This window comes from Pseudoxanthomonas sp. GM95 (assembly GCF_900109775.1).
In the GTDB taxonomy this organism is placed as follows: domain Bacteria; phylum Pseudomonadota; class Gammaproteobacteria; order Xanthomonadales; family Xanthomonadaceae; genus Pseudoxanthomonas_A.
In genome coordinates this window covers 1590463-1611592 of the sequence record NZ_FOAX01000001.1, presented here as the reverse complement: position 1 = coordinate 1611592, position 21130 = coordinate 1590463, and the positions used below count along the sequence as shown (strand labels likewise).

At 61.5% G+C, this 21130-nt stretch carries 16 protein-coding genes; 4 read left to right on the top strand and 12 right to left on the bottom strand.

Features of this window, described 5'->3' with window-relative positions; translation table 11 throughout:
• Positions 1–622 precede the first annotated feature (622 nt).
• The 9 genes from BMZ17_RS07470 to BMZ17_RS07425 all read right to left on the bottom strand — a co-directional run bounded on the left by BMZ17_RS07470 (position 623) and on the right by BMZ17_RS07425 (position 11495).
• Positions 623–1651, bottom strand: coding sequence for an alpha/beta fold hydrolase (locus tag BMZ17_RS07470; protein ID WP_254775211.1), 1029 nt, complete (start codon positions 1649–1651; stop codon positions 623–625).
• Positions 1652–1736: 85 nt separating this feature from the next.
• Positions 1737–2477, bottom strand: coding sequence for an SDR family NAD(P)-dependent oxidoreductase (locus BMZ17_RS07465; RefSeq protein ID WP_175485498.1), 741 nt, complete (start codon positions 2475–2477; stop codon positions 1737–1739).
• A 242-nt stretch (positions 2478–2719) separates the two neighbouring features.
• Positions 2720–4960: a TonB-dependent siderophore receptor gene (locus tag BMZ17_RS07460; RefSeq protein ID WP_093137715.1), complete on the bottom strand. Its 2241-nt coding sequence runs from the start codon at positions 4958–4960 to the stop codon at positions 2720–2722.
• Positions 4961–5286: 326 nt separating this feature from the next.
• Positions 5287–6867: a PepSY-associated TM helix domain-containing protein gene (locus BMZ17_RS07450; RefSeq protein WP_093137711.1), complete on the bottom strand. Its 1581-nt coding sequence runs from the start codon at positions 6865–6867 to the stop codon at positions 5287–5289.
• Positions 6864–7148, bottom strand: coding sequence for a hypothetical protein (locus BMZ17_RS07445; protein WP_093137709.1), 285 nt, complete (start codon positions 7146–7148; stop codon positions 6864–6866). Before BMZ17_RS07445 ends, BMZ17_RS07450 begins: the two co-directional genes overlap by 4 nt.
• A gap of 420 nt (positions 7149–7568) precedes the next feature.
• Positions 7569–8393 (bottom strand): alpha/beta fold hydrolase, encoded by an 825-nt coding sequence (locus BMZ17_RS07440; RefSeq protein ID WP_093137707.1) that lies wholly within the window; start codon positions 8391–8393, stop codon positions 7569–7571.
• Positions 8394–8708: 315 nt separating this feature from the next.
• Entirely contained in the window at positions 8709–9200 is a 492-nt protein-coding gene (locus tag BMZ17_RS07435; RefSeq protein WP_093137704.1) for an Ohr family peroxiredoxin, read from the bottom strand.
• Between the two features lie 515 nt (positions 9201–9715).
• A complete protein-coding gene (locus BMZ17_RS07430) occupies positions 9716–10696 on the bottom strand; it encodes a LysR family transcriptional regulator (protein WP_093137701.1) in 981 nt (326 codons plus the stop codon).
• A gap of 37 nt (positions 10697–10733) precedes the next feature.
• On the bottom strand, positions 10734–11495 hold the full coding sequence (locus BMZ17_RS07425; RefSeq protein WP_139202817.1) for an SDR family oxidoreductase: 762 nt from the start codon (positions 11493–11495) through the stop codon (positions 10734–10736).
• 315 nt (positions 11496–11810) lie between these two features.
• Here BMZ17_RS07425 and BMZ17_RS07420 point away from each other — a divergent pair, with 315 nt between their 5' ends.
• From BMZ17_RS07420 to BMZ17_RS07405, 4 genes are all read left to right on the top strand, one after another.
• The gene (locus BMZ17_RS07420; protein ID WP_093137697.1) at positions 11811–14903 is read left to right on the top strand and encodes a sensor histidine kinase; all 3093 of its coding nucleotides are present in this window, start codon (positions 11811–11813) and stop codon (positions 14901–14903) included.
• Between the two features lie 49 nt (positions 14904–14952).
• Complete coding sequence (locus BMZ17_RS21130) at positions 14953–15357, top strand: hypothetical protein (RefSeq protein WP_175485428.1); 405 nt, start codon at positions 14953–14955, stop codon at positions 15355–15357.
• A gap of 140 nt (positions 15358–15497) precedes the next feature.
• Positions 15498–16124 (top strand): response regulator, encoded by a 627-nt coding sequence (locus BMZ17_RS07410; protein WP_093137693.1) that lies wholly within the window; start codon positions 15498–15500, stop codon positions 16122–16124.
• Between the two features lie 155 nt (positions 16125–16279).
• On the top strand, positions 16280–17014 hold the full coding sequence (locus BMZ17_RS07405) for an SDR family oxidoreductase (RefSeq protein ID WP_093138100.1): 735 nt from the start codon (positions 16280–16282) through the stop codon (positions 17012–17014).
• 32 nt (positions 17015–17046) lie between these two features.
• Here the strand turns inward: BMZ17_RS07405 and BMZ17_RS07400 are convergent, their stop codons facing one another.
• The 3 genes from BMZ17_RS07400 to BMZ17_RS07390 are packed head-to-tail and all read right to left on the bottom strand — an operon-like array spanning position 17047 to position 21117.
• Positions 17047–18096 carry an HlyD family secretion protein gene (locus tag BMZ17_RS07400; RefSeq protein ID WP_254775210.1) on the bottom strand — a complete coding sequence of 350 codons (1050 nt, stop codon included), beginning with the start codon at positions 18094–18096 and terminating at the stop codon, positions 17047–17049.
• Entirely contained in the window at positions 18065–19678 is a 1614-nt protein-coding gene (locus BMZ17_RS07395; protein WP_093137688.1) for an MFS transporter, read from the bottom strand. Before BMZ17_RS07395 ends, BMZ17_RS07400 begins: the two co-directional genes overlap by 32 nt.
• Positions 19678–21117: an efflux transporter outer membrane subunit gene (locus BMZ17_RS07390; protein ID WP_093137686.1), complete on the bottom strand. Its 1440-nt coding sequence runs from the start codon at positions 21115–21117 to the stop codon at positions 19678–19680. The genes BMZ17_RS07395 and BMZ17_RS07390 overlap by 1 nt, the downstream gene beginning before the upstream one ends.
• Positions 21118–21130 lie beyond the last annotated feature (13 nt).

The window sequence follows — 21130 nt, the reverse complement described above, 5'->3', positions numbered from 1 at the left end:
AGGCGTTGAAAAGTCGGAACTATGTAGGCTTCTTGCAGCATTCGCGATTGTTGGACGCATCCGCACGAATGCGTACAAAGTAAGTCTGGTCTCTGCTGAAGGAAGAGCAGTTAAAAGCAGCTGCGGAGAGTGGCTGCGCACCAGGCCGATTTCAGAGTCGCGTTCAGATACCTTGTTGATCTTGGGGCCTGATGATCCGCGACTGGTGAGCTACGCCCCAGCATTCACGAGGTGCCTTGATGAATCCAGTCGAGCCGCACGTCGGCTAGGTGTGGTCGGAACGGGCGCCTTCGTAGCGGCCGAAGCCGGACTTCTGATAGGCAGGGAAATAGCGACAGACTGGCGATATGCGACACACTTCCGTGAGCGATTCCCACAAATTCCGGTGAAGCAAGCGAAGGAAGGGCTGATCTCGCGGCCGGGATTTCTTGCTTCTGATCGAGGTCAGTTCGTAACGGAGCTAGCGCTAACGATGATCGAAGAGGACCTCGGGGTTGGAACCGCGCGAACGGTACGTTTCCTCACAACGATCAATCAGCTCGCAGCCAAGCATGAGGAGCTTCCCGTAACCATCGGCGCGAAAGGATCGGGATCTATTAAGAGCTCTTGCTTGCGCTGTAAATCATAGCTTCGTCGCATCTACTACTGCCTGGGCAAATGCCTCTGGCGCTTCTTGCGGCGGGTTATGGCCAATACCTCCAGTCAGCAAGCGATGCTCGTAAGGCCCAGAAAACCTTTTGGCGTAAGCTTCTGGGAGCGGATGTGGCGCTCCGTTTGCGTCGCCTTCAATGGTAATGGTCGGAACACCGATTGAAGGGATCTGAGCGAGCTTCTCTTCGAGCGCTGCATATTTGGCTTCACCATGTGCTAGGCCAACCCGCCAACGATAGTTGTGGATGACGATCTCAACATGGTCGGGGTTATCAAGCGATACGGCGCTGCGCGCGAACGTCGCATCATCGAACTCCCACTGCGGCGAGGCGAGATGCCAGATAAGCTTCGCGAATTCATGAGTGTTCTGCGCGTAGCCGGCACGTCCACGCTCGGTAGCGAAGTAGAACTGGTACCACCATTGGAGCTCGGCCTTAGGCGGGAGCGGCTTGCTGCCCGCGTCCTGGCTGCTAATGAGGTAGCCGCTAACAGACACCAGTGCCTTGACCCTTTCCGGCCAAAGCGCAGCAACGATATCGGCAGAGCGCGCGCCCCAGTCGTAGCCAGCTAGCGTGGCTTGCTTTATCTTCAATGCATCCATCAACGCAACGACATCGGAGGCAAGCGCCGCAGGTTCGCCGTTGCGGGGCGTGTCTTCTTTCAGAAAGCGCGTTGTTCCATGCCCTCGTGTGTGCGGAACGATTACGCGGTAACCCTTGGAGACGAGAATGGGAGCGACTTTGGCATAGCTGCTGATGTCGTACGGCCAGCCGTGCAGAAGGATGATGACCTCACCCTTAGCGGGGCCAAGATCGACGTAGCCCACGCTCAGATCTCCGGCAGAGACCTGCCGGTTAGCTTGGAACGGCTCAGCGGGCGGTTGGGCGAGTGCGGATTGCGGGCTGATCAGTCCTCCGAACAGCCAAAGAGAAGCTGCGCTCCAATGACGAATCAAAAAAAAGCGGGAATGGGCGGTAGACGGGGTCGTTTGCTTGCGCACGTGCAACATCCTCCTGGCTGGGGCGCGACGAGCCGCGCCCGAAAGTCGGTAGCACCAGCAATAGAAAGGCGGTCGCAGACAACAGTTAGAGGACGAAGCCGCCATCCATCGTGATGCTCGTTCCAGTCATGTAGGACGACTCGCTGCCCGCGATATAGGACACCAGGCTGGCGATGTCTTCGGGCTGACCCACTCTCCCGACATGGCTTCTGGGAAGCATGGCATCCAAGAATCCAGCGGTAATTTCGGTCTCGACGGGTCCGGGCTGAACGTTATTGATGGTGATGCCTCGCGGCGAGATCTCGACGGCGAGTTCGCGCACCAGTGCTGCCAAGCCGGCTTTGGTCATGGAGTAGAGGCCACCTCCGGCGAATCCGGATCGAATCGCAACACTGCTACCAATCGTGATGATTCGGGCACCGCTTCCCATCACGGATGCTGCAGACTGGATGGCAAAAAAGGCGCCGCGCACGTTGATGTTCAGGAGCTCGTCCAGCATCTGGGACGAGACCTCCTCGAGCGGCGCGCTGCGGTAGATGCCTGCATTAACGACCGCTACCTTCAACGGGCCCAAGCGCTCCACAGTTTGATGGACCGCAGCATCAACCGCGTGCTTGTCGGTGCTATCGGCCTTGATGGCCATCGCAACTCCACCCAGCGCGCGAATGCCTGTGACAACCTCCTCAGCAGCGTCAGGCCTGGAGACGTAGGTCAGAGCTACTGAGTGGCCCTCACGAGCCAAGCGCTTTGAGATCGCCGCACCGATCCCGCGCGAGCCACCAAATATCAAGGCCGAGCGATGCTCCGCCTGCTGTTCGAGATGCATGACGTCGTCCTCTTCAAGCGCTTCAATGGGGGAACTTGGCTTCTCACATCAGCGGATTCGCTGATGGACAGATTGATCGCAACAGCCAAGAACAGGCCGAATTGAAGGTCCCGCCCTTGTCAGCACCTTAGAACCGTTGGTCCAAGAAGACTTGTATTGCCTTGCGCGAGCGAATGATCAGTCATCAGCCTCTGCAGCCGTTGCTGCAGAGGCCAATTTGCCGTCTAGGTACCGTTGCGCCCTCAAAACTTGGCGCGCAAGTTGAAGAGAACGCGGCGGGGCTCTCCCCAGTAACCGGAATTGAAGTACCCGACGTTGCGGTAGTACACCCTGTCGAAGAGGTTGGTCAGGGTGACACCCACACTCAGATGGTCATTGATTCGATAACGCCCCATCAGGTCTGCAAGGATGTAGCCACCTTGGGTGACGCGCCCGGTCGCCGTAACAGGTCGACCCGCTGAGGTGAATTGACCCGTCGGAATGGCCTGGATCTGATAAACCTCGGACTGCCAGGTCACCCCCCCGCCCACGGTCCAGTCACCAACCGAATAGGTCGTGTTGAACTTGCCCAGATGCATCGGGCTGACCGTGAAGACGCGGGCCCCAGTCTGATCACGGCTGTATGCATAGGTGTAGCCGCCAGTCATGCTCCAGTTTGGTGTGATTGAGCCAGACACTTCGAACTCTGCGCCCCATGTTTCCACGCCGGAGCGCGCCCTGTATGCAGAGCTCCCGTCGGGCAGGGAGTTCGGCTCCACGCTGGGATCCAGCTCGGCCACATTGTCCTGCTGCATGTGAAAGCCATTGAGCGCTGTGTACAGCTGGCCACCAAAGAATTCGCCCTTGAGGCCATATTCGTAGTTCTTGCCAATGACCGGGTCGAGCTGATTGTTGTCCTTGTCACGAAGGTTCTGCGGCTGGAAGACATCGGAGTAGCTGACGAATGCAGAGATGGATGAGCTGAGATCGTAGATAGCCCCAAAGTACGGCGTGACCTTGCTCTCGCTGTAGCGGCCCGTGGTGCCGGTAAACACGTTGTCGACGTTGTAGTTGTCGGTGTCCGTCTTCCAGTCCGAGTAGCGGGCGCCAGCAATCACCTTCAAGTGATCCATGGGGTTGAGTCGAATGGCACCGTAATAACCTGTCTCGCGTGTGTCCGCGACCGAGCTTGGATAGCCATAGTTCCGGAGCTGGGGAACGGCAATGTCACCATCCCAATCAAAGATGCTGGGGAAAACTGTGGGATAGCTGCCCAGGAACGCGGTACGGATCGTACTGAGCTCTCTGCTGTAGTGGTTCGCACCGAACACGAGCTCATGTTCGCGTCCGAAAATCTGGAGAGGCCCCGACGCATAAAGGTCAAAGGCGTCCTCTCGCGTCTCCGATATGGAGTAGGTCTTGGCGATGTTCAGGCCAAGACCCGTGGTCGAGTTGGCCCAGTTACCGGTATTAGAACCTGCCAGGAGCAGGCTGTCGGTATCGGTGGCACGACGGTTGACGGCGATACGGCCACTCCAGCCGGCCGGCAGCTGCTGTTCGAGCACGGCGAAGTAGTTTGTGCTTTCGCGATCCCAGCGGTTCCACTTGGCTGCGGCGCTATAGGAACGGCTGAAGTGGGTCTTGGTTCCATCGCTGAAGAACAGCGGCGATGCGCTCCAGGCACCCCCGTCGGATTGAGTCTTCAGGTAGTCGATGCCTGCACGTAGGCGTGTGCTGTCCGAGAGGTCGGCCTCGACGACCCCGTAGAGACTCGGCGACTTGTCATGCTGGAACCTGACCCAGGTGTCCTTGTCTGTGTAGGCGCCCACCAGCCGTCCGCGCACTGCCCCTGACTTGGTCAGGGGACCGGAGACATCTACCTCCGCACGACGATAGTCCCAGGAGCCTGCGCTCAGGCTGGTGCTGGCCTGGAAATCGGAAGTCGGACGTTTTCGCACCATGTTGACTGTCGCTGAAGGATTGCCGGATCCGGTCACAAGGCCGGTGGCGCCGCGCACGACCTCGATGCGTTCGTAAATGGATGTATCGCTCAGCACCGAATTGCCGCCAGCGCCGGTGTTGTAATAGGTCGGTACGCCATCGAACATGAAGTTGTTGATGGCAAAACCACGTGCGTTGAACAGCGTGCGGTTGCTGTCGTAAGACTGCACGCTGACGCCGGGCGTCTGCTGCAGGACTTCAGCGATCGTGATGAGGTTGAAATCTTCAATGCGTTGACGCGTGAAGACGGTGAGCGATTGCGGCGTCTCGCGCAGGGTGAGTGGAAGCTTGGTCGCCGTATTGGTGCCGTAGACCTGGTAACCCTCGGTCCGGGTGGTGACCAGCACCTTGTCGAGCTCAGTCGCATCCGCGTTGGGAGCGCGATCTTGTGTGGTTTCAGACGCCTGTGCGAAAGCGAGGGAAGGGCCGATAGACCCGGCAAGCGCCAAAGCCAAGGTGAGCGGCGCCCGACGCAGCGGCGCGCCATGGAAGACGATGGACATAGGTAACCTCAGATGTTGAAGCGAAAGAGCAGTCGGCTAGCGGCGGCGAGCTGTTTGAGTGGTAGTCCTGGGCCAGAAGCTCAGGATGAGCAGCACTGGAGCTGCAGCAGCGGCCAGGACGCCCCAATAGCCAATGCATCCCATCGCCCATCCCCACACGCGCACGCATGGCCAAAGCGCTAGGACCAAGGCGGAAAAGCCAGCCAGGCGCGAGGCATGGGGGCTACGCCGCTCGCGCATCTGTCCGAAGGTTTCACGCCAGTGTCGCTCCATGGACAGCGCCAAACTCCCAAACCCCGCGAAGGCCAATGCCAGGGCGAGCAGGATCATGCTCTTGGCTCCGTTGCCGGTGCTTGTGTCTGCATGCGCGGAATGCGCCTTGGGGCCGGCGCAAAGCGGCGGACCTTGCGTGCGGCCCACAACACACTGCCCCCCAGGGCCAGCATGCCGGCATCCATGCCTGCGAGCGCGCCGTCGCCTACGGCAATGGCGTGGATTAGGGCGTGAGGCGGGAGGATGAGGTTGTAGAGCGGCAGGCCGATGAGCATGACACCGGCTGCAAAAAGCTGTTCGCACCATGCCTGCCTGGACCGGCGCATGAACGCGTGGCCAAGACAGACCGCACAGAGCGCAAAGAACACAGTGACCTCAGCGTCAGCGCGGCCCGCGTAGCTGGTGGGCAGCAGCCGATTGGCCCAGAGGTAGCCCGTCATGGCGATGGGCAGACCTGCAAGGAAGCCGACGTTGAGTTTTTCGACCAGTCGAAATCCCAGATGGGGGTGGCTTGGATCAGGAAGCTGCTGGCGGCGTTTCACAGTCCAGAGCACAAGTCCGGTGACGACCATCAAAGTGCCCGCGACACCGGACAGGAAAAACAGCCATCTCAGCGCCAATGGGGCAAAGCGCGCAGCATGGAGTCCAATCATGCCGTCGCGCGTCAGCACGGCAGCCGATGGCGGATCCTGGGAGTCAGTGACTTGGCCTGCAGCGTTGAACTCCACGGGATCGGCGCGATCAGAGATCAGGTCACCGCTGCGCCGGCGCACCGTCAGGCGCATTCCTGCATCACCTGGATGTTCAATGGTGATGCTACCCGCATGCCCCTTGTCCCAGCGCGCTTCAGCGGTTTTGACAATGGCAGCCAAGTCCGGAAGTGATGCCTGCTGGCCAAGACGCAACGCAGCAACTGCGCGCGGTTGGAGAGCCTCGAAGAACTGGTCCCGATCGTCGAAGTTGGCCTTCACCCCCCATGGCATGTACAGGGTCATCAAGGTAATCAGGCCCGTGTAGGTGATCATCAGGTGGAACGGCAGCGACAGGACGGCCAAGGCGTTATGGCCATCGAGCCAGGTGCGTTGGCCTTTGGTCCTGCGAAAGGTGAAGAAGTCAGCGAAGATCTTCTTGTGGGTGATCACGCCAGACACGATCGCCACCAGCATGAACATCGCGCAGAAGCAGACAAACCAGCGCGCCCACAACACCGGGATGTAATGCAGGTCAAAGTGAAGGCGATAGAAGAAGTTGCCGCCGCGGGTCTGTCGCGGCTCAACCGGGACGCCGTGTGCATCGAGCGTGGCTTGATAGGGATTGCTCTGGCCCCGGCGCGCTGGCTTTGCGCCTTCTGGAAGCCATGTGACCCGGGTGCCAGCAGCGCGCGCGTCAGGAAGCTCAATTGCCCAACGGTCTGCACCCTGTGCATGTGTGGAGAGAAAGCCGACCGCAGCGCCTAACCCTTGCTCAGGCAGGCCTGGAATGCCCACCTCAGGCTGCATCCATCGAGTGATTTCTTCCTTCCAGTAGCTGGCTGTGCCGGTGAGAAAGATCAAGTACAGCACCCAGCCCACCACCAGTCCCGACCAGGTGTGCAGGACCGACTGGCTTTGCCGAAATCCCGGAGCCTTGCTCACTTGGAGATCGCCTGGTTAACAAACAGGGTCAGCACGCCAAGGGCTGCAGGCACGCACAGACCCAAAGCTGCGCTTCGAAGGGTGGCTGCCGCGAAGGACCAGACTGCGGTCAGGGCGTAAATGATGAAGGAGGCCATTGTTGCGACCAACGAAGCGTCGACAGGCTGCAGCGGCAGCAATCGGCCAAGCACGAGGGCATACAGCGCTGCCATGCCATAGCCGCCCAACACGGCACTGACGCCTCTCCCAGCGAGGCGCAGGTTGTCAGCCTTCGTTGCCACTACGCGCCTCGTGTGAGCTCCGGCATCAGCCGTCGCGGGTGAGAATCATTACCATCAATACATGTTAAGCGTCGACAAGATGTCCGTCGACTGACGCCCGTGTCATCTTCTAGCTTGGTACGAAAATCAAGGCTTGAAGCTTTGTGACCGCAGCGACTTTCCCTTGAAATCCATGGCTTTCCGGATTGGTGCGCGCCGGGAAACACTCCGCTTCCTCATATCGAACTTGCAGATCTCCGCGCGCTATAGCACCGGAATCAGATGCCATCAGCGAATCGCTCGATAGCGGCGCTTGCTCGCTCGGCGAAGCGTGCGTGCGCGTTGAAGATTGGTTTTGAAAGCGCTGTGCCGCTAGGGAAGCCCTGATGTGTGAGCCTGTCAGCTGCAGAAAAGCCCGGCGATCTCGCCGGGCTTTGAGGATCAGAACTTCGAGAACTCTAGGAGATCCTGGTTGAACTGCTCGGTGTGGGTGACGGCCAGGCCATGTGGCGCACCCTTGTAGATCTTCAGTTTGGCGTTGCGGACGATTGAGGCCGAGAGCTTGCCGGCCGCATCAATCGGGACGATCTGGTCGTCGTCGCCGTGGATCACCAGCGTGGGCTTGTCGATCTTCTTCAGATCCGCGGTGTAGTCCACTTCAGAGAACTCGCGAACGCAGTCATACTGACCCTTGACGCCGCCCAGCATGCCCTGCAGCCAGAAGCTGTCGCGCATGCCTTGGGTCACTTTGTTGCCGTCGCGATTGGCGCCGAAGAACGGCGTCGCCAAGTCCTTGTAGAACTGCGACCGGTCGCCGGCAACGCCAGCGCGGATCCCATCGAAAGCCTCCAATGGCGTGCCGTTGGGGTTCGTTTTGGTCTTGAGCATCAACGGAGGAACGGCGCCGACCAGCACCATCTTGGCCACGCGCTTGGTGCCATGACGACCCACGTAATGGGTGATCTCGCCGCCACCGGTTGAATGACCGACCAAGATTGCGCCACTCACGTTGGCTGCTTCCAGCACGGCTTCCAGGTCGTCGGCGTAGGTGTCCATGTTGTTGCCACTCCACGTTTGGCTGGAGCGCCCGTGGCTCCTGCGGTCATGGGCGATTACACGGAAGCCGTGCTGACCCATGAAGAGCATCTGTGCATCCCACGCGTCCGAGCATAGCGGCCAGCCATGCGAGAAGACGATGGGCTGGCCCACACCCCAGTCTTTGTAGAAGATCTGGGCACCATCTTTGACGGTCACGAAGTTGCTCATGTTTCGAACTCCTTTCTGGGGGAGAGAAGCTTTGGAGGCTGGTAGGGACGCGGCGAAGGACGGCAAGGCCAGGGTGGCGGCCATGCCGGCAGAGGCTGCGAGGAAGTCCCGGCGTGTCAGTCCGCCGGTCGAATCGTGATCAGGAGGGGGATTCACAGGAGGGCTCCTTGCGTAACGCACTGCGCGGCGCGCAGCGGTGCTTCAATTGAATTCAAGTCGCGCCTGAATTCTTGGATCGTGATGCGGCACTTACCGGCGGTGTCTTCAGTAGAGGCCGATATCAGTGGCGACACAGCGCGCGCTGCGTAAGAACGGCTATGCAACGACGATGGAGTGGCTGATTCCCAACCGGAACATCTTGGTATATGGGCAAGTTCTCTCTGCCTGTCGGACCAGCGCCGCCGCTTGCCTTGGATCCATGCCTGGCATGTGCACCACAACGTTCGCAGAGAGTTGAAACAGACCGTCGACCGGATCACGGGCGAAGGTGACAGCTGCGTCGATCGAAAGATCCGTCAGCGCAATGCCGGAATTGGACGCAAAAAGCACCAACACGCCGTGGAAGCAGGAGGCATACCCGGCAGCCAGCAACTGCTCGGGATTGGTGCCACCGCCCGGTCCACCGAGCTCGACCGGGAGTCTGAGATCGGCGACTAGGGCGCCATCGTCCGAACGCACGCGTCCCGACGCCCGGCCGTGTCCGGATTCGCCGCCTTCCACACAGACGCGTGCGGTATACAGCGGCAGCGGCTCGGTGCCATGAAACTTGTCGAGCAGGTTGAGCGGGGGGGGGTGCAAGGGACTCATGGCAAAACGCAGGTCATCGGTCTAAAGGGTGAGCACATGCCCACCAAACGACGATAGTCCTGGCGTCAGTCGGTCGGTAGCTCCGTGTCGGGATACGCCTCGTTGCCTGCAGATCAACAATGCAACTGCCAGGACTTGCGTGCCAGGTGATGCTCTTTACCGGTGCCGAATGCCCGGAAAATCAAGACATAGGTCTTTGCGCGAGCACTTTGAAAGCGGAGACGGCGATTGGTGCTCGCATGGAAGCAATCTGCGCCGTCTCTGAGATCTACCCTCGGGGTGCCTGGGCGCACACGATAGTGGCCCGAGTCTTGGTGGTGCCTTGTCCTCCCAGGCTCATCCTTGAGGAAGCCTCCCATGAGTGTTGAATCAATTGGCCTGTTGATGATGGCCTTGTTACTCGTCGTGCTGTGCAGTGGTCAGGAAGTCAGACAGCACGGCTCCAAGCATGTCGTGCGCGCGCGTCGTTCTGATCGCTTGCGAGCCCGGCATCTCATGGTCAAGCGGCGCCATCGCTAGGGCAACGCCGCCCTGGCCAGGAAGCCGCTGCAATCGATATCCAGCAGGCGTACGCGCTCCACCATGAAATCAACAAACTGCCTGAGACGGTTCGGCATGTGCTCCCGGCTGAGGTAGGCGACAAAATGCCCGTCGTCGTCCGGCGTCAGGTCGCCCAAGCAGGCCACCAGGCGACCTTGGGACAAATGGTGGGCCACCTGGTACGCGGGTAGCTGGGCCAAGCCTCGTCCCGCAAGCACTTGGTCCAGTACGAGCGCCGGATCGTTGAAGCCGAGGCTGGAGGGGGGCGCATAGATCTGGCGTTGCCCATTAACGTGGAACTTCCAGGAGCGTGACCGGCCATTGGTGGCGATCTCGGAGACGCTGGCATGCTTGGACAACGAGTCCAACGTGGTCGGCGCCCCGCGTTCCTTCAGGTACGCAGGGGAGGCGCACACAACCCACTGCATGGGGATCAGTCGCCGCGCCACGATCTGGGCATCATCGAGCGACCCATCGAGGAAAGCGACATCGATCCGATCGCCTGCAAAATTGATCGGCCGATCATCGAGGACCAGTTCCAAGGACACCTGGGGGTGCCGCTGGCCGAACTCTGAAACCAGAGGCGCGATCACGTGCCGACCAAAGCCGAGTCCCGCCTGGACCCGAAGCCGGCCGCGCAAGGGTCCTTCGCGCAGCTCGTACATGTCCTCGATAGCCTGCACCACCCGGGCAACCCCAGGCTTGCAGTTCTCGTAGAACAACTCGCCCTCGCGCGTGAGCGACGTAGTGCGCGTTGTGCGCTGGAACAGCCGGACGCCTATCTGGCCCTCCAGCTTCTGCACGCTCCTGCTGATCGCCGAGCGGCCTACGCCGAGCTTCTCGGCCGCACGGACGAAACTGCCTTCATTGGCAACGGCGATGAAAGCGACAACGCCGGCATAGCTCGCCGAAAAGCTGGCGGCCAGGCTGTCGATCGGCGGTGGCTGTGCGGTCATGTGAGATAGCGAGGGTCGAGTTGAGCGGGCAGTAACGTCAGTGCACTGCAGTGCTTTCGCACCAAGCCGATAGGCTTGTACGTCCGATGCGTGCCGATCTGACGGGAACCAGCGACATCTGGCTTGTACGGCCGCCGAAGTAGGTCGCCTTGGGGTCAGCCTCAACGCAGCGCTGATCCCCGAGGATCGCCAGATAGCGGCGCATGAATTCGTCAAACGGTGCGCGCTCCGGGCCTGCCAGATCCACGCAGCCGTACATGGGGCGTCCGGATGCCGCATCGGCCAGGGCCAGGGCAACATCTTCTGAGGCGATGGGCTGGAACATTGCCGTGGAGACCTTGATGTTGCCGCTACTACCACTGGCGTTGGCGATACCGGGAATGACGTCGAACAGGGGTGTGCTCCTGATGATGGAGAATGGAACACTGGCGGCTTCCACCACCGCCTCCTGTGCGGCCTTTGCCTCGAAGTAGCCATTGCCTGGGAGGCGATCGGCGCCTACGGTCGACAGCAGGATGTGGTGACTGATCTTCGCGCCCACTTCTTCTTTAAGCAGTCGCCTGGTCATCGTCACGAGGTACTCCCGGCAAACCTTGGATTCGTAGCTCGGTGGCGTGGTCAGGTCGATCACCACATCACTTCGTTGAAGTGCAGCCTTGAGCTTCTCCAGCGCCTTGTTCTGAGAAACATCAATGTCGCCAAGGCGCACGATCTTCCAGCCCGACGCGGTCAAGCGTTCGCTCAGAAAGTTACCGATGACACCAGAATCTCCGATCAGCACCACACGCTTGTTGTCCATCGCGACCTCCAATGAGGGGGGGGGTGAGGTTCCGGCGGGAAGCCGGAGTGAGTCGTGATGTGAGAATTTGAATGTGGCACGTGGACCGGCGCCGAGCTTGTAAATGTTTGCCGTTAACATCTTTGTTTTGAAAGCAGCTGATTCCGAGCAAAAAAGGATTGATCGGACGTGCCAGGCGTGACTAGCATTGCGCCATTGGCCTTAAGCGCATGGAGATTTCGTCTACCGCGAGCGCGTAGGGGAGCAGGCACCGGCAGCGCTTGGAGGTCATTGGCCAAGCGATCAGTCCAATTCTTCCGAGGTCAGGATCTGCACATGGGCAAGCGCACTTCTGCGTATCGGTTGCTGACTTCAGGCACAGTCGAAGAACTTGCGCGCTTGGCCTCGGCTTGTCGAAAAGTGCTGGCTTTCCTGCTGGTGCCATTTGTTCTGGCAAGTCTTTCAAGTGCAGCCCATGCGTTTCCTGTTGGGCCGCGCTACACGGTCAGCACCTGGGGCATTCCGGAAGGCGCACCTTCGGACGTCAGGGCCTTGGCCATGACCTCCGACGGCTTCATGTGGTTGGGCACCGGGACAGGCCTGTACCGATTTGATGGCGTGCATTTCACGCGCATGGAGCCGCCGCTGTATGCCGCCGTGCCGTCCGGGATCTGGGCGCTGGCTGCGACTGACAACAACGGCCTTTGGGTCGGAGCAAGAAGCCGTGTCACGCTGCTTGAAGATGCTGTCCTGAAGCAGGAAGAGTACTTGCCCGCGGCTGTCGGGCCGATTCGTCAGCTCTTGATGGCGCCTTCGAATCAACCAGTCGCCGTGACGAGCAACGATGTCCTGATGCGCAGTGCCGATGCTTGGAAATCCATCCTTCCACCTGTGGATGCCTATCGGACGACCTACTACTCAGCTTTCCGTGCACAGGACGATGCACTCTGGATTGCCTCCAGCGAGGGAGTGCTACGTCGTGACCCGAGAAGCGGCGCGATCGCCAAGCTCTCTACGCAGGCAGAGGCGGGACACTTCACCCAATCTGCCGACGGCACGGTCTGGTATCAGGATATCCAGTACGGGCTGACGGCCTTTACTTCCGCCAAGGCGATCCAGCGCTGGCCGGGGGAAAAAGGCCACTTGGTCATGTCGGTCGGCACCGATGTACTTGTGATGGCGGGAGAGGTTGGCTTGCGCGTGGCCAATGCCAATCCCAACCAGGCTTCGGATGCGAATGGCGCGTTCCCGAGGCAGGCCATCGTTGAGCAGGACGATGCGCTCGGCAAACTTGCGGCGAGGGATCTTTTAGCCGACCGGGAAGGGAATTACTGGGCAGCCACCTATGATGGGCTTGCGCGGTTGCGCACCAATCGCTTGATCGAGCCATGGGTGGGCCAGTCGGGCGGGCTGGCGGCGACGGGCAATGGCCTGATGGTGCTCAGCTACGAGACCGGCTTGAGCCAAGGCGGCGCGGCGTTGACGAACATGCCGCTGCCGATCAAGGAAGGTACCTGCATTTACGAGGATGCCGCTGGCACGGTCTGGATTGGCGGACGCAATCAACGCGCGCTGGTCCAGATCAAGGATGGACGCATCACCACGCTCGCCCTTCCCGAGATGCCTGATGGCGCCTATGTGGCCGCCATTGGCGTCGACCAGGCTGGGGGCGTCTGGTTCACGGCCCATCCTGGAGGCACCTATCGCTGGCACGACGGTCAGTGGATGGATCGCGGCGGGTTCACCGAGATGCCGCGCTATGGGCGCTCCTACGCCCTAGGCGAGGATGGGCGTTTCTGGGCCGGGTATGCGAACAACAAGATCTTCGCCATCGCCGGCCACACACTGAAGGAATATGGGCCCGAACAAGGTGTGGGCGTGGGAACGGTCTATAGCGTCGCCGCGCGTGCAGACCTGGTTGCCATCGGAGGCGAAGAAGGCGTGGACCTGCTATTGGCGGACAAGTTCGTACGCCTGCGCGCCAGCGTTGGGTTGATGGGCGTCAGCTCGCTGCTGCTGACCCGGGGCGGTGATTTGTGGATAAACCAATCCAACGGGCTGGTGCGGATCCCGAAGGCCGAGCTTGCCGCTTTCATGCGCACGCCTTCGATCGCCGTGCGCGCGGAGATGTTTGATTTCCGCGATGGCCTTAAAGGGAGCGCCACGCCGACCCCGCCTCTCCCCAACGCGGCGGAGGCGGATGACGGAACGCTTTGGTTCTCTGCTGCCAATATCGTCCGTATCAACCCTGAGAACATCCCGCGCAACGTCGTTGCGCCACGGGCCAAGATCCTGACCGTCTCGACGGACCGGACCACCGTGCGTGCAGGAAGCGAGATCTCGCTGCCGCAGGGGACGCGCGCGTTCTCGGTAGAGTTCGCTGCACCCTCGATGACCGATCCGGCCAAGGTGCGCTACCGCTACCGCTTGGAAGGCGTCGATGAGGGATGGCGCGAGGTCCACGGTGTTAATCAGGCCAGCTACAGCAATTTACCCTCAGGCAATCATGTCTTCAGCGTGATTGCAGCCAATGAGGATGGCGTCTGGGACAAGGTTGGCGCGCAGAGCAGGATCGAGGTGCCGCTGTTCTTCCACGAGCATCTTTGGTTCAAGGCCCTGGTGGTCGTGATCGGCGGGCTGGTGCTCTGGTTTGCGTTCTGGTTGCGATCTTTACAGGTAGCGGCTCAGGTCAGGGATCGGCTGCGGGAGCGTTCGAAAGAGCGTGAGCGCATTGCGCGAGATCTGCACGACACCATGCTTCAGGGCATCCAGGGTTTGATGCTGCATCTGCAGGTGCTGAGCGATGGGCTGACCCAAGGTGACCCGAACCGCAGATCGCTGGAAACAGCGCTGGATAATGCGGACACGTTGGTGCGCGAAGGGCGTGAGAGGCTGGGCGATCTTCGCGGCCTGGAAGGTGCCATTGACCTCAGTGACTACTTCAGGGAGATCCTGGAGTCGCTACGCGGCGGAAGCCGAGTTCGCTTCACCATGAGCGAAGAAGGTGAGCGGGTGGAGATGACGCCCGAAGCCACAGACGAGATCAAGAAGATCGTGTCAGAGGCATTGGTCAACGCACTCCGGCACTCGCAAGCGACCAACATCAAGGTCGCCGTCGTTTACGACGCGCGCGCATTCAGCGTTCAGGTTATCGATGACGGGATCGGTATCCCGGACGAGGTGCTGAGCGCTGGAGGCCGGGACGGGCATTGGGGACTGGCGGGTATGCGCGAGCGCGCCCAGCGCGTGGGCGGCTCGGTTGAAGCCTGCAACGTGACCGACGGCTCCGGGGCGGTGGTTACAGTGCGTGTGCCAGCGGCTTCAGCGTATGCGCGCCGGCGACCTGGCATGTCCGTGCTTCTGGCAATCTGCGATCGCCTGGGATGGCGGGTACGGGCGGCATCGTTGCTTGGGCGGCGCACTGCTTGAGGAACTCGCGTGGCGAGTAGCCTGTTTGCTTACGGAAGGCGTTGCTGAAGTGCGCCTGGTCGCAGAAGCCAAGATCCTGAGCCAGGTGCGTCATCGACAAGCGCACGTTCTCAGCCAGCCGCGCACGCGCGATCGCCACGCGTCGCTGGGTCAGGTACGCCGTGAAGCTGGATCCGGTGGTGACGCTGAACTTCCGGGAGAACTGGAAGCGGCTCAGGTGGACCTGGCGCGCCACATCTTCCAGGCGCAGGACGCGACTGAGCTCTCGGTCGATGAATCGCAAGGCGCGCTCCAGCTGGTCTGGGGAGAGCGGATTGACCCGCTCTGGGGCCTTAGAGCGGCCCTCGGCCGTGTCCTGTTCTTCCTGCGTGCAAGTCGATGCCATGGTCAACCAGCCTCCAGCGTGCTTCCTGACGACGGATGCGGACATGCTAGGAAGGCGGTGCTCTGCTGAAATCACCCGACAGGCTGGCGCCCGGCGCCATGAAGGCTTAGGTTTCGCTACGCCTTTTGGGGGAGGCAGAGGTGAGCCACGAGGGCTAGGCTAGCGGCGCCGTCGCGGCTCCCCCTATGGATCGAGACTGGACGACGTGCATGGACCAACCTATCCGCATACTTGTGATCGATGACCATCCGCTCATGCGGGACGGAATCGCGTTGCTGCTGAATCAGCAACCGGATATGCGAGTCGTGGGAGAAGCGGGCGACGGCGCAGAAGCGTTGGTCCAGTTCCGTGCGTTACGCCCGGACGTCATCCTGGTGGATCTGCAGATGCCGAACATGGATGGACATGAATTCGCACGCTCGGTCCACGCCGAAGATCCCACGGCCAAGATGATCATGTTGACCACGTTTCGTGGGGACATGCATGTCTTCCATGCATTCGCTGCCGGCGTCTCTGGCTACATGCTCAAGGACATGATGCGCAAGGACCTGGTGAACATGGTCCGCGACGTCTTCTCCGGACGACGGGTGCTCTCCACCGAGATTGCAGGTGACGTGATGTCTCATCTCAGTGGACAGCGCTTGAGCGAGCGGGAAGTGGAGATCTTGCGCCTGGTGGCCTTGGGAAATTCCAACAAGGCGGTCGGCAAGATCCTCACCCTCGGTGAGGCCACGGTCAAAACCCATATGCGTAGCATCATGTCCAAGCTCGATGCGAATGACCGGACCCACGCTGTTACCATCGCACTGAAGCGCGGCATCATCACGATCGACTGAATTGCTGCATTCGCAGAAGCGCAGCGTCGCATCGTCGCGATCTTGTGAGCCCTGCCACCGCCCGCTTACGGTAAACCCATGCGCACAGTGCGCATCTGCAGGGCGCATGGCCGATGCAGATCACCAACGTGGGCACCGCTGCCCTGGAGGTTCGCATGGGCAGTACGCAAAAGGTCGCCGTGGTCACGGGCGCAACGCGTGGCATCGGGCTTGAAACAGCCCGCCAGCTTGCCCAGGAGGGCGTTCGGGTCTACCTCGCGGGCCGGGATTGGCCGCGTGCGGTGGCCTCAGCGCTATGCCTGCGTGCTGAAGGACTCGATGTCGAAGCGCTGTGCCTGGACGTCACCGATGCTGGCAGCATCGATGCCGCTGCCGCCTCCATCTGCGCATGGCACGACAAGCTCGACATCCTGGTCAACAACGCCGGGGTGATGGTGGATGATCCGGCGCGCAAGCCGTCGGCACAGCGGCTCGACGTCTGGCGCCACACGTTTGACACCAATCTATTCGGCCTGATCGCAGTGACGCAGGCATTCCTGCCACTGCTGCGCCTGGCGCCGAGCGCCACCATCGTGAATGTCTCCAGCCTGCTGGGCTCGCTGTCGCTGCACACCAAGGAAGCTTCGCCGAGCTACGACTTCAATACCCCGGCCTACATCGTCAGCAAGGCTGCGGTGAACACCTGGACGCTGCAGCTGGCATGGGAGCTGCGGGACACGAACATCCGGGTCAACGCCGTCCATCCGGGCTACGTGCGCACCGACATGAATCGCGGCGAAGGCGATATCGACGTTCCGCTGGGCGCGCGCAGCAGCGTGGACCTTGCGCTGATTGGACCTGCGGGCCCGCACGGTACCTATAGCTATCTCGGCGAAGCGCTCGCCTGGTGATCCCCTGGCTGAGCTAGCGCGCAGCAACAGCGTTAGTCGATCGCGATTTCCGGTCGTACCGACATGCCCACACGTAAGCGCTCGATGTCCTTTTGTGCGCTGGACAGCGCAATGCGGACGGGCAAGCGCTGCACGATCTTCGTGAAGTTGCCGGTCGCGTTATGTGGGGCAATGGGTGAAAAGCTCACGCCACTGGCAGGCCCAAGGCTTTCGACTCGCCCTTTGAGCAGCACACCGGGCAGGGCATCGATCACAATCTCCACGGGCTGGCCGATCTGTACCCTAGCCAGCTGCGTCTCGCGGAAGCTGGCTTCGACATAGAGCGCATCCAGCGGGACCAGGGTCAGCAGTGGTTCGCCTACACGCGCATAGCCGCCGAACCTGGCCCTGCGTTGGGCCACGACGCCCGCAGTGGGCGCGAGGATCTGGGTCCGAGACAGCGTCAGGCGCGCAGCGGCCACCTCGGCATTGGCGGTGTCCCAGGCAGCTTCGGCTTTGGCGAGCTCAGCCAGGAGGATCTTGGTCTGTTGCTCCGCCGATCTCAGGCTTGCACTGGCCTTGGCTTGGGACGCGCGCTGGACGCGCGATTCTGCGTCGGCCTGCTGGGCAGCCAGCAAGGTGCCTGAGCCATCGCTCGCCAGATTCTCAAAGCGCGCCTTGTTCGTTTGGGCCAGCCGCAGGCTCGCGCCGGAGATATCCAATGTCGCGCGAGCCTGTGCGATCTCGCTGTTCTGGCGCTCCAGGGCGCCATGCAGGCTAGCGACCGTGGCATCGGCACTTGCGAGTTTGGCTTGGGCGGTATCAAGCAGGATCTTGCTGTCCCGGTCGTCGATCCGGAGCAATAGGTCCCCAGCGTTGACGGCTTGGTTCTCCTGAACCGACAGCTGGGTGATCAAGCCGGTGACTTGTGGCACGACCACGGTCATGTCCGCCCGCACGTAGGCATCATCGGTCGACTGTCGATCGGCACGCGATTCGTTGTGGTTGAGCAGGATGATCCCCAGCACGATGGCGGCCAGCGCCGCCGTACCGCAGATCAAACGAAAGCGATTAACGGGGCTCATCTTGATCACCAGAGGCATGAGGGGCATTAGGGCCGTTGGGACCAGCAGCCGATGGTTGTGGCGCGCGCGCTGTGCGTGCCGGAGGCGCGATGTAGCGCATGCACAGGGCCATAGGGCCTAAACAGATGGCGATCAGCGCGAAGATCCGTAGCAGGTCAGATGCCGCAAGCACGGCGGCCTGCTGTGCGATGGCACCGGCGAAGGTGCCGAGGGAGGTCAGGTCAGGTGCGCGACCGCAAAAGGCTTGCGTGGCATGGTCCAGGAGCATGTCCGAGTAGAAGGTCGACCTGGCCTGCATGCCTTGCGCGGTGAATGCGGTGCTTAATACGGTGCCGAGCGCACGCAAGGTGTTCACGATGCCGGCGACAAATGGCCCCTCAGCAGGTTGCACCACACTGGTGGCCAGGAACAGCAACGACACGATCGCCATGGGTTGTCCGGCCATCTGGAAGAGCGCAGGCAAATAGAACTCCTGGGTCAGCCAGCTGCTGTCCACCTTGGCGCCCAGCCAGCATCCAAAGGCAATGCTGGCCAAGCCCGCAGCCATGACGACCCGCGCGTCGATCCAGCGGCGATAGAGCAACAAGGCCACTGCCGGGCCGAGGAGCAGCTGCGGAAGGCCGACCAGTAGCCCAAGGGAGGCGACCTGCTCCACGCGCAACCCCTGCACCTGGCCGAGCAGGTTCGTTGGCAGGCCCACGCCACCGGTCGTGACAATCAGCAACAGCACGAAGACCGAAAAAGCGATTGTCAGGTTGCGCCGTGCCAAGAGCTGGAGGCGCATGAATGGCGCAGGATGAAGCCACTCGCTGATTAGGAAGATCACAGTAAAGATCGATCCGATCACCAGGGACGACAGCACCAGTGGCGACTGGGTCCACTCAAGGCGCACGCCCTGATCCAGGCCGACCACGAGCAGTGCTAAACCAGGAAGTCCCAGTGCCATGCCCAACCAATTTCCCTGCCTCCAGCGCTGGGGCAGCGCGGGCGCTTTGGGCATCCCCCACCAGATCAGCCCCAGTGCCAACACGCCCGGGGGGATGACATGCCAATACACCCACTGCCAGTGCTGCAGGTGGTCCAAGGCAAAGGTGCAGACCCAGAGCGATACATTCGGCGCAAAGGTCGCCGTCAGCGCAAACAACGCCAGCCCATGGAGCCGAACCTGTGGCGGAAGGAAGCGCAGGGCCGACATCATCAACAAGGGGATCAGTGCACCGGAGGCGAACCCCTGCAGCGCACGCAGGCCGACCATCAGGTGCAGGTCCTGGATCAATGGCAAGGCGCCAGCCAGTACCAAGTTCAGGGTCAGGCATGCGAGCAAGGTGCGTCTGAGCGAGCAGGTCACCGCGAACCAGGTCGCGAAGGGCATCACGGCCAACTCACCTGCCGAGTAGCCCGTTGTGAGCCAGGAGGCATCGTCCTGCGCAAGCCCCAACGCGCCGCGGAGGTCGGGCAACGCCAGGCCGGGGACGCGATTATTCAGTCCAGCGATCAGGGCCGCCAGCAGCACGCCGGTAAGCCCGACGATGAGCCTTGGGCCCAGCCCTTCGGCCGGCGCTGCTTGGCTCAGCGATGGTCCTTGCACGATGGCGGCCATCAATGGGCCCCCGCCGGAGCTTGGCCATCGGCTGCTGGAGCCGCCAACGCAGGCGACCAGCCACCACCGAGCGCGCGGTAGAGCGACACCACAGACAGCGCCGAGGCCGTCGCACAGTCGGCCAGTGCTGCCTGTGTGCCAAGCAGGGCGCGCTGGGCGACCAGCACGCCGGTGATGTCGACGCTGCCTTGGCCATATGCGCGTCGCGCGACGGAAAGCGCAATCGTCGACTGCTGCAGGGCGTCTTGCAGTGCTTCCTGCCGCATACGTTCGGTCTGGTAGGCGCGCAGCGCCGCGTCCACCTCGTGCCAGGCAGCCAGGACGGTGCGCTGGTACCGGATCGCCGCCAATTGGTGGCGTGCTTGGGTCAGCGCCAGGTTGGATTTGAGGCGTCCGCCCTGGAAGATCGGCAGGTGCATGACCGGGCCAACGGCGAATGTTCGCGAGCCCCAATCCCCGAGGTTATCTGCATCGAAAGCCTCCACTCCGAGGCGCCCAGAGAGCTGGATGCGCGGATAAAAATCCGCGCGCGCTGCACCGATGTCTGCCACGGATGCGCGAAGCGTTGCGGCGGCTTCCTGAATGTCAGGTCGGCGCTGCGCCAGTTCCGATGGCAGGCCTACCGGCAAACGCGCGGGCATCGTGGGCAACGGCGCGGAGGCCAAGCGGGTGTCCAGCACGCGCGGTGGTTGAGCAAGCAACAGCGCCAAGGCGTTCGTCACTCCATCGCGCTGTTGTTGCAACTGCAGCGTACGGGCCTGTAGCGAGGCGAGCTCTGCATTAGCCGAAGCCGTGTCCAGGCGGGAGGCCACCCCGTTGCGATGCCGGCTCTCGGCAACCTGGACAAGGTGTGTGGCAATGTCCCTGTTCCCTTGCACGATGGCGAGCTGGGCTTGGATGCCGCGTAGGAGCAGGTATGTCCGCGCGACCTCTGCCGAAACCGATACCTGCATTGCTTCGTGGCGAAAGCCCGTTGCAATCAGGCGAGCCGAAGCTGCCTGTCGTTGGTAGCGCAGGTGTCCCCACAGATCCAGTTCCCAAGAAGCCTGGAATCCGGCTTCGTAGAAATCGGTGGCCTCAGTGGGAGCGCCCAGTCGTGCAAGCGGCCCGTTCTCGCTTAGACCCTGTTGCCTGGCGCTGCCGCTGGCACCGAGCTGCAGCGACTGGGCCGACCGTGTAATGCCCAAGAGCGCATGCGCCTCATCGATGCGCGCGGTGGCCTCGCGAACATCAAAGTTGTCACTGGCTTGATCTTCAAGTGAGATCAGCAGCGGGTCGTTGAACAGCGCCCACCACTGTGTGGGGGCGGATGAAGTCTCGAGCGCCGTCTCGCGCTCCAGCTCCTGAGCCCATGCGGTCGTGGCGGCCGCGGCATCGGGCATTGCAGGTGTCTGGATGTCGCGCGTGGAGACGCAGCCGGTCAGGACCACCGCCAGCATGGCCAGCGATGCG

Excerpts from the sequence above, each read along its gene's own strand:
- BMZ17_RS07435 (WP_093137704.1), bottom strand. The coding sequence starts at position 9,200 with ATGAGTCCCTTGCACCCCCCCCCGCTCAACCTGCTCGACAAGTTTCAT.
- BMZ17_RS07425 (WP_139202817.1), bottom strand. The coding sequence starts at position 11,495 with ATGGACAACAAGCGTGTGGTGCTGATCGGAGATTCTGGTGTCATCGGT.
- BMZ17_RS07440 (WP_093137707.1), bottom strand. The coding sequence starts at position 8,393 with ATGAGCAACTTCGTGACCGTCAAAGATGGTGCCCAGATCTTCTACAAA.
- BMZ17_RS07430 (WP_093137701.1), bottom strand. The coding sequence starts at position 10,696 with ATGACCGCACAGCCACCGCCGATCGACAGCCTGGCCGCCAGCTTTTCG.
- BMZ17_RS07395 (WP_093137688.1), bottom strand. The coding sequence starts at position 19,678 with ATGGCCGCCATCGTGCAAGGACCATCGCTGAGCCAAGCAGCGCCGGCC.
- BMZ17_RS07405 (WP_093138100.1), top strand. The coding sequence starts at position 16,280 with ATGGGCAGTACGCAAAAGGTCGCCGTGGTCACGGGCGCAACGCGTGGC.
- BMZ17_RS07420 (WP_093137697.1), top strand. The coding sequence starts at position 11,811 with ATGGGCAAGCGCACTTCTGCGTATCGGTTGCTGACTTCAGGCACAGTC.
- BMZ17_RS07460 (WP_093137715.1), bottom strand. The coding sequence starts at position 4,960 with ATGTCCATCGTCTTCCATGGCGCGCCGCTGCGTCGGGCGCCGCTCACC.
- BMZ17_RS07400 (WP_254775210.1), bottom strand. The coding sequence starts at position 18,096 with ATGCCTCTGGTGATCAAGATGAGCCCCGTTAATCGCTTTCGTTTGATC.
- BMZ17_RS07410 (WP_093137693.1), top strand. The coding sequence starts at position 15,498 with ATGGACCAACCTATCCGCATACTTGTGATCGATGACCATCCGCTCATG.
- BMZ17_RS07390 (WP_093137686.1), bottom strand. The coding sequence starts at position 21,117 with ATGCTGGCGGTGGTCCTGACCGGCTGCGTCTCCACGCGCGACATCCAG.
- BMZ17_RS07465 (WP_175485498.1), bottom strand. The coding sequence starts at position 2,477 with ATGCATCTCGAACAGCAGGCGGAGCATCGCTCGGCCTTGATATTTGGT.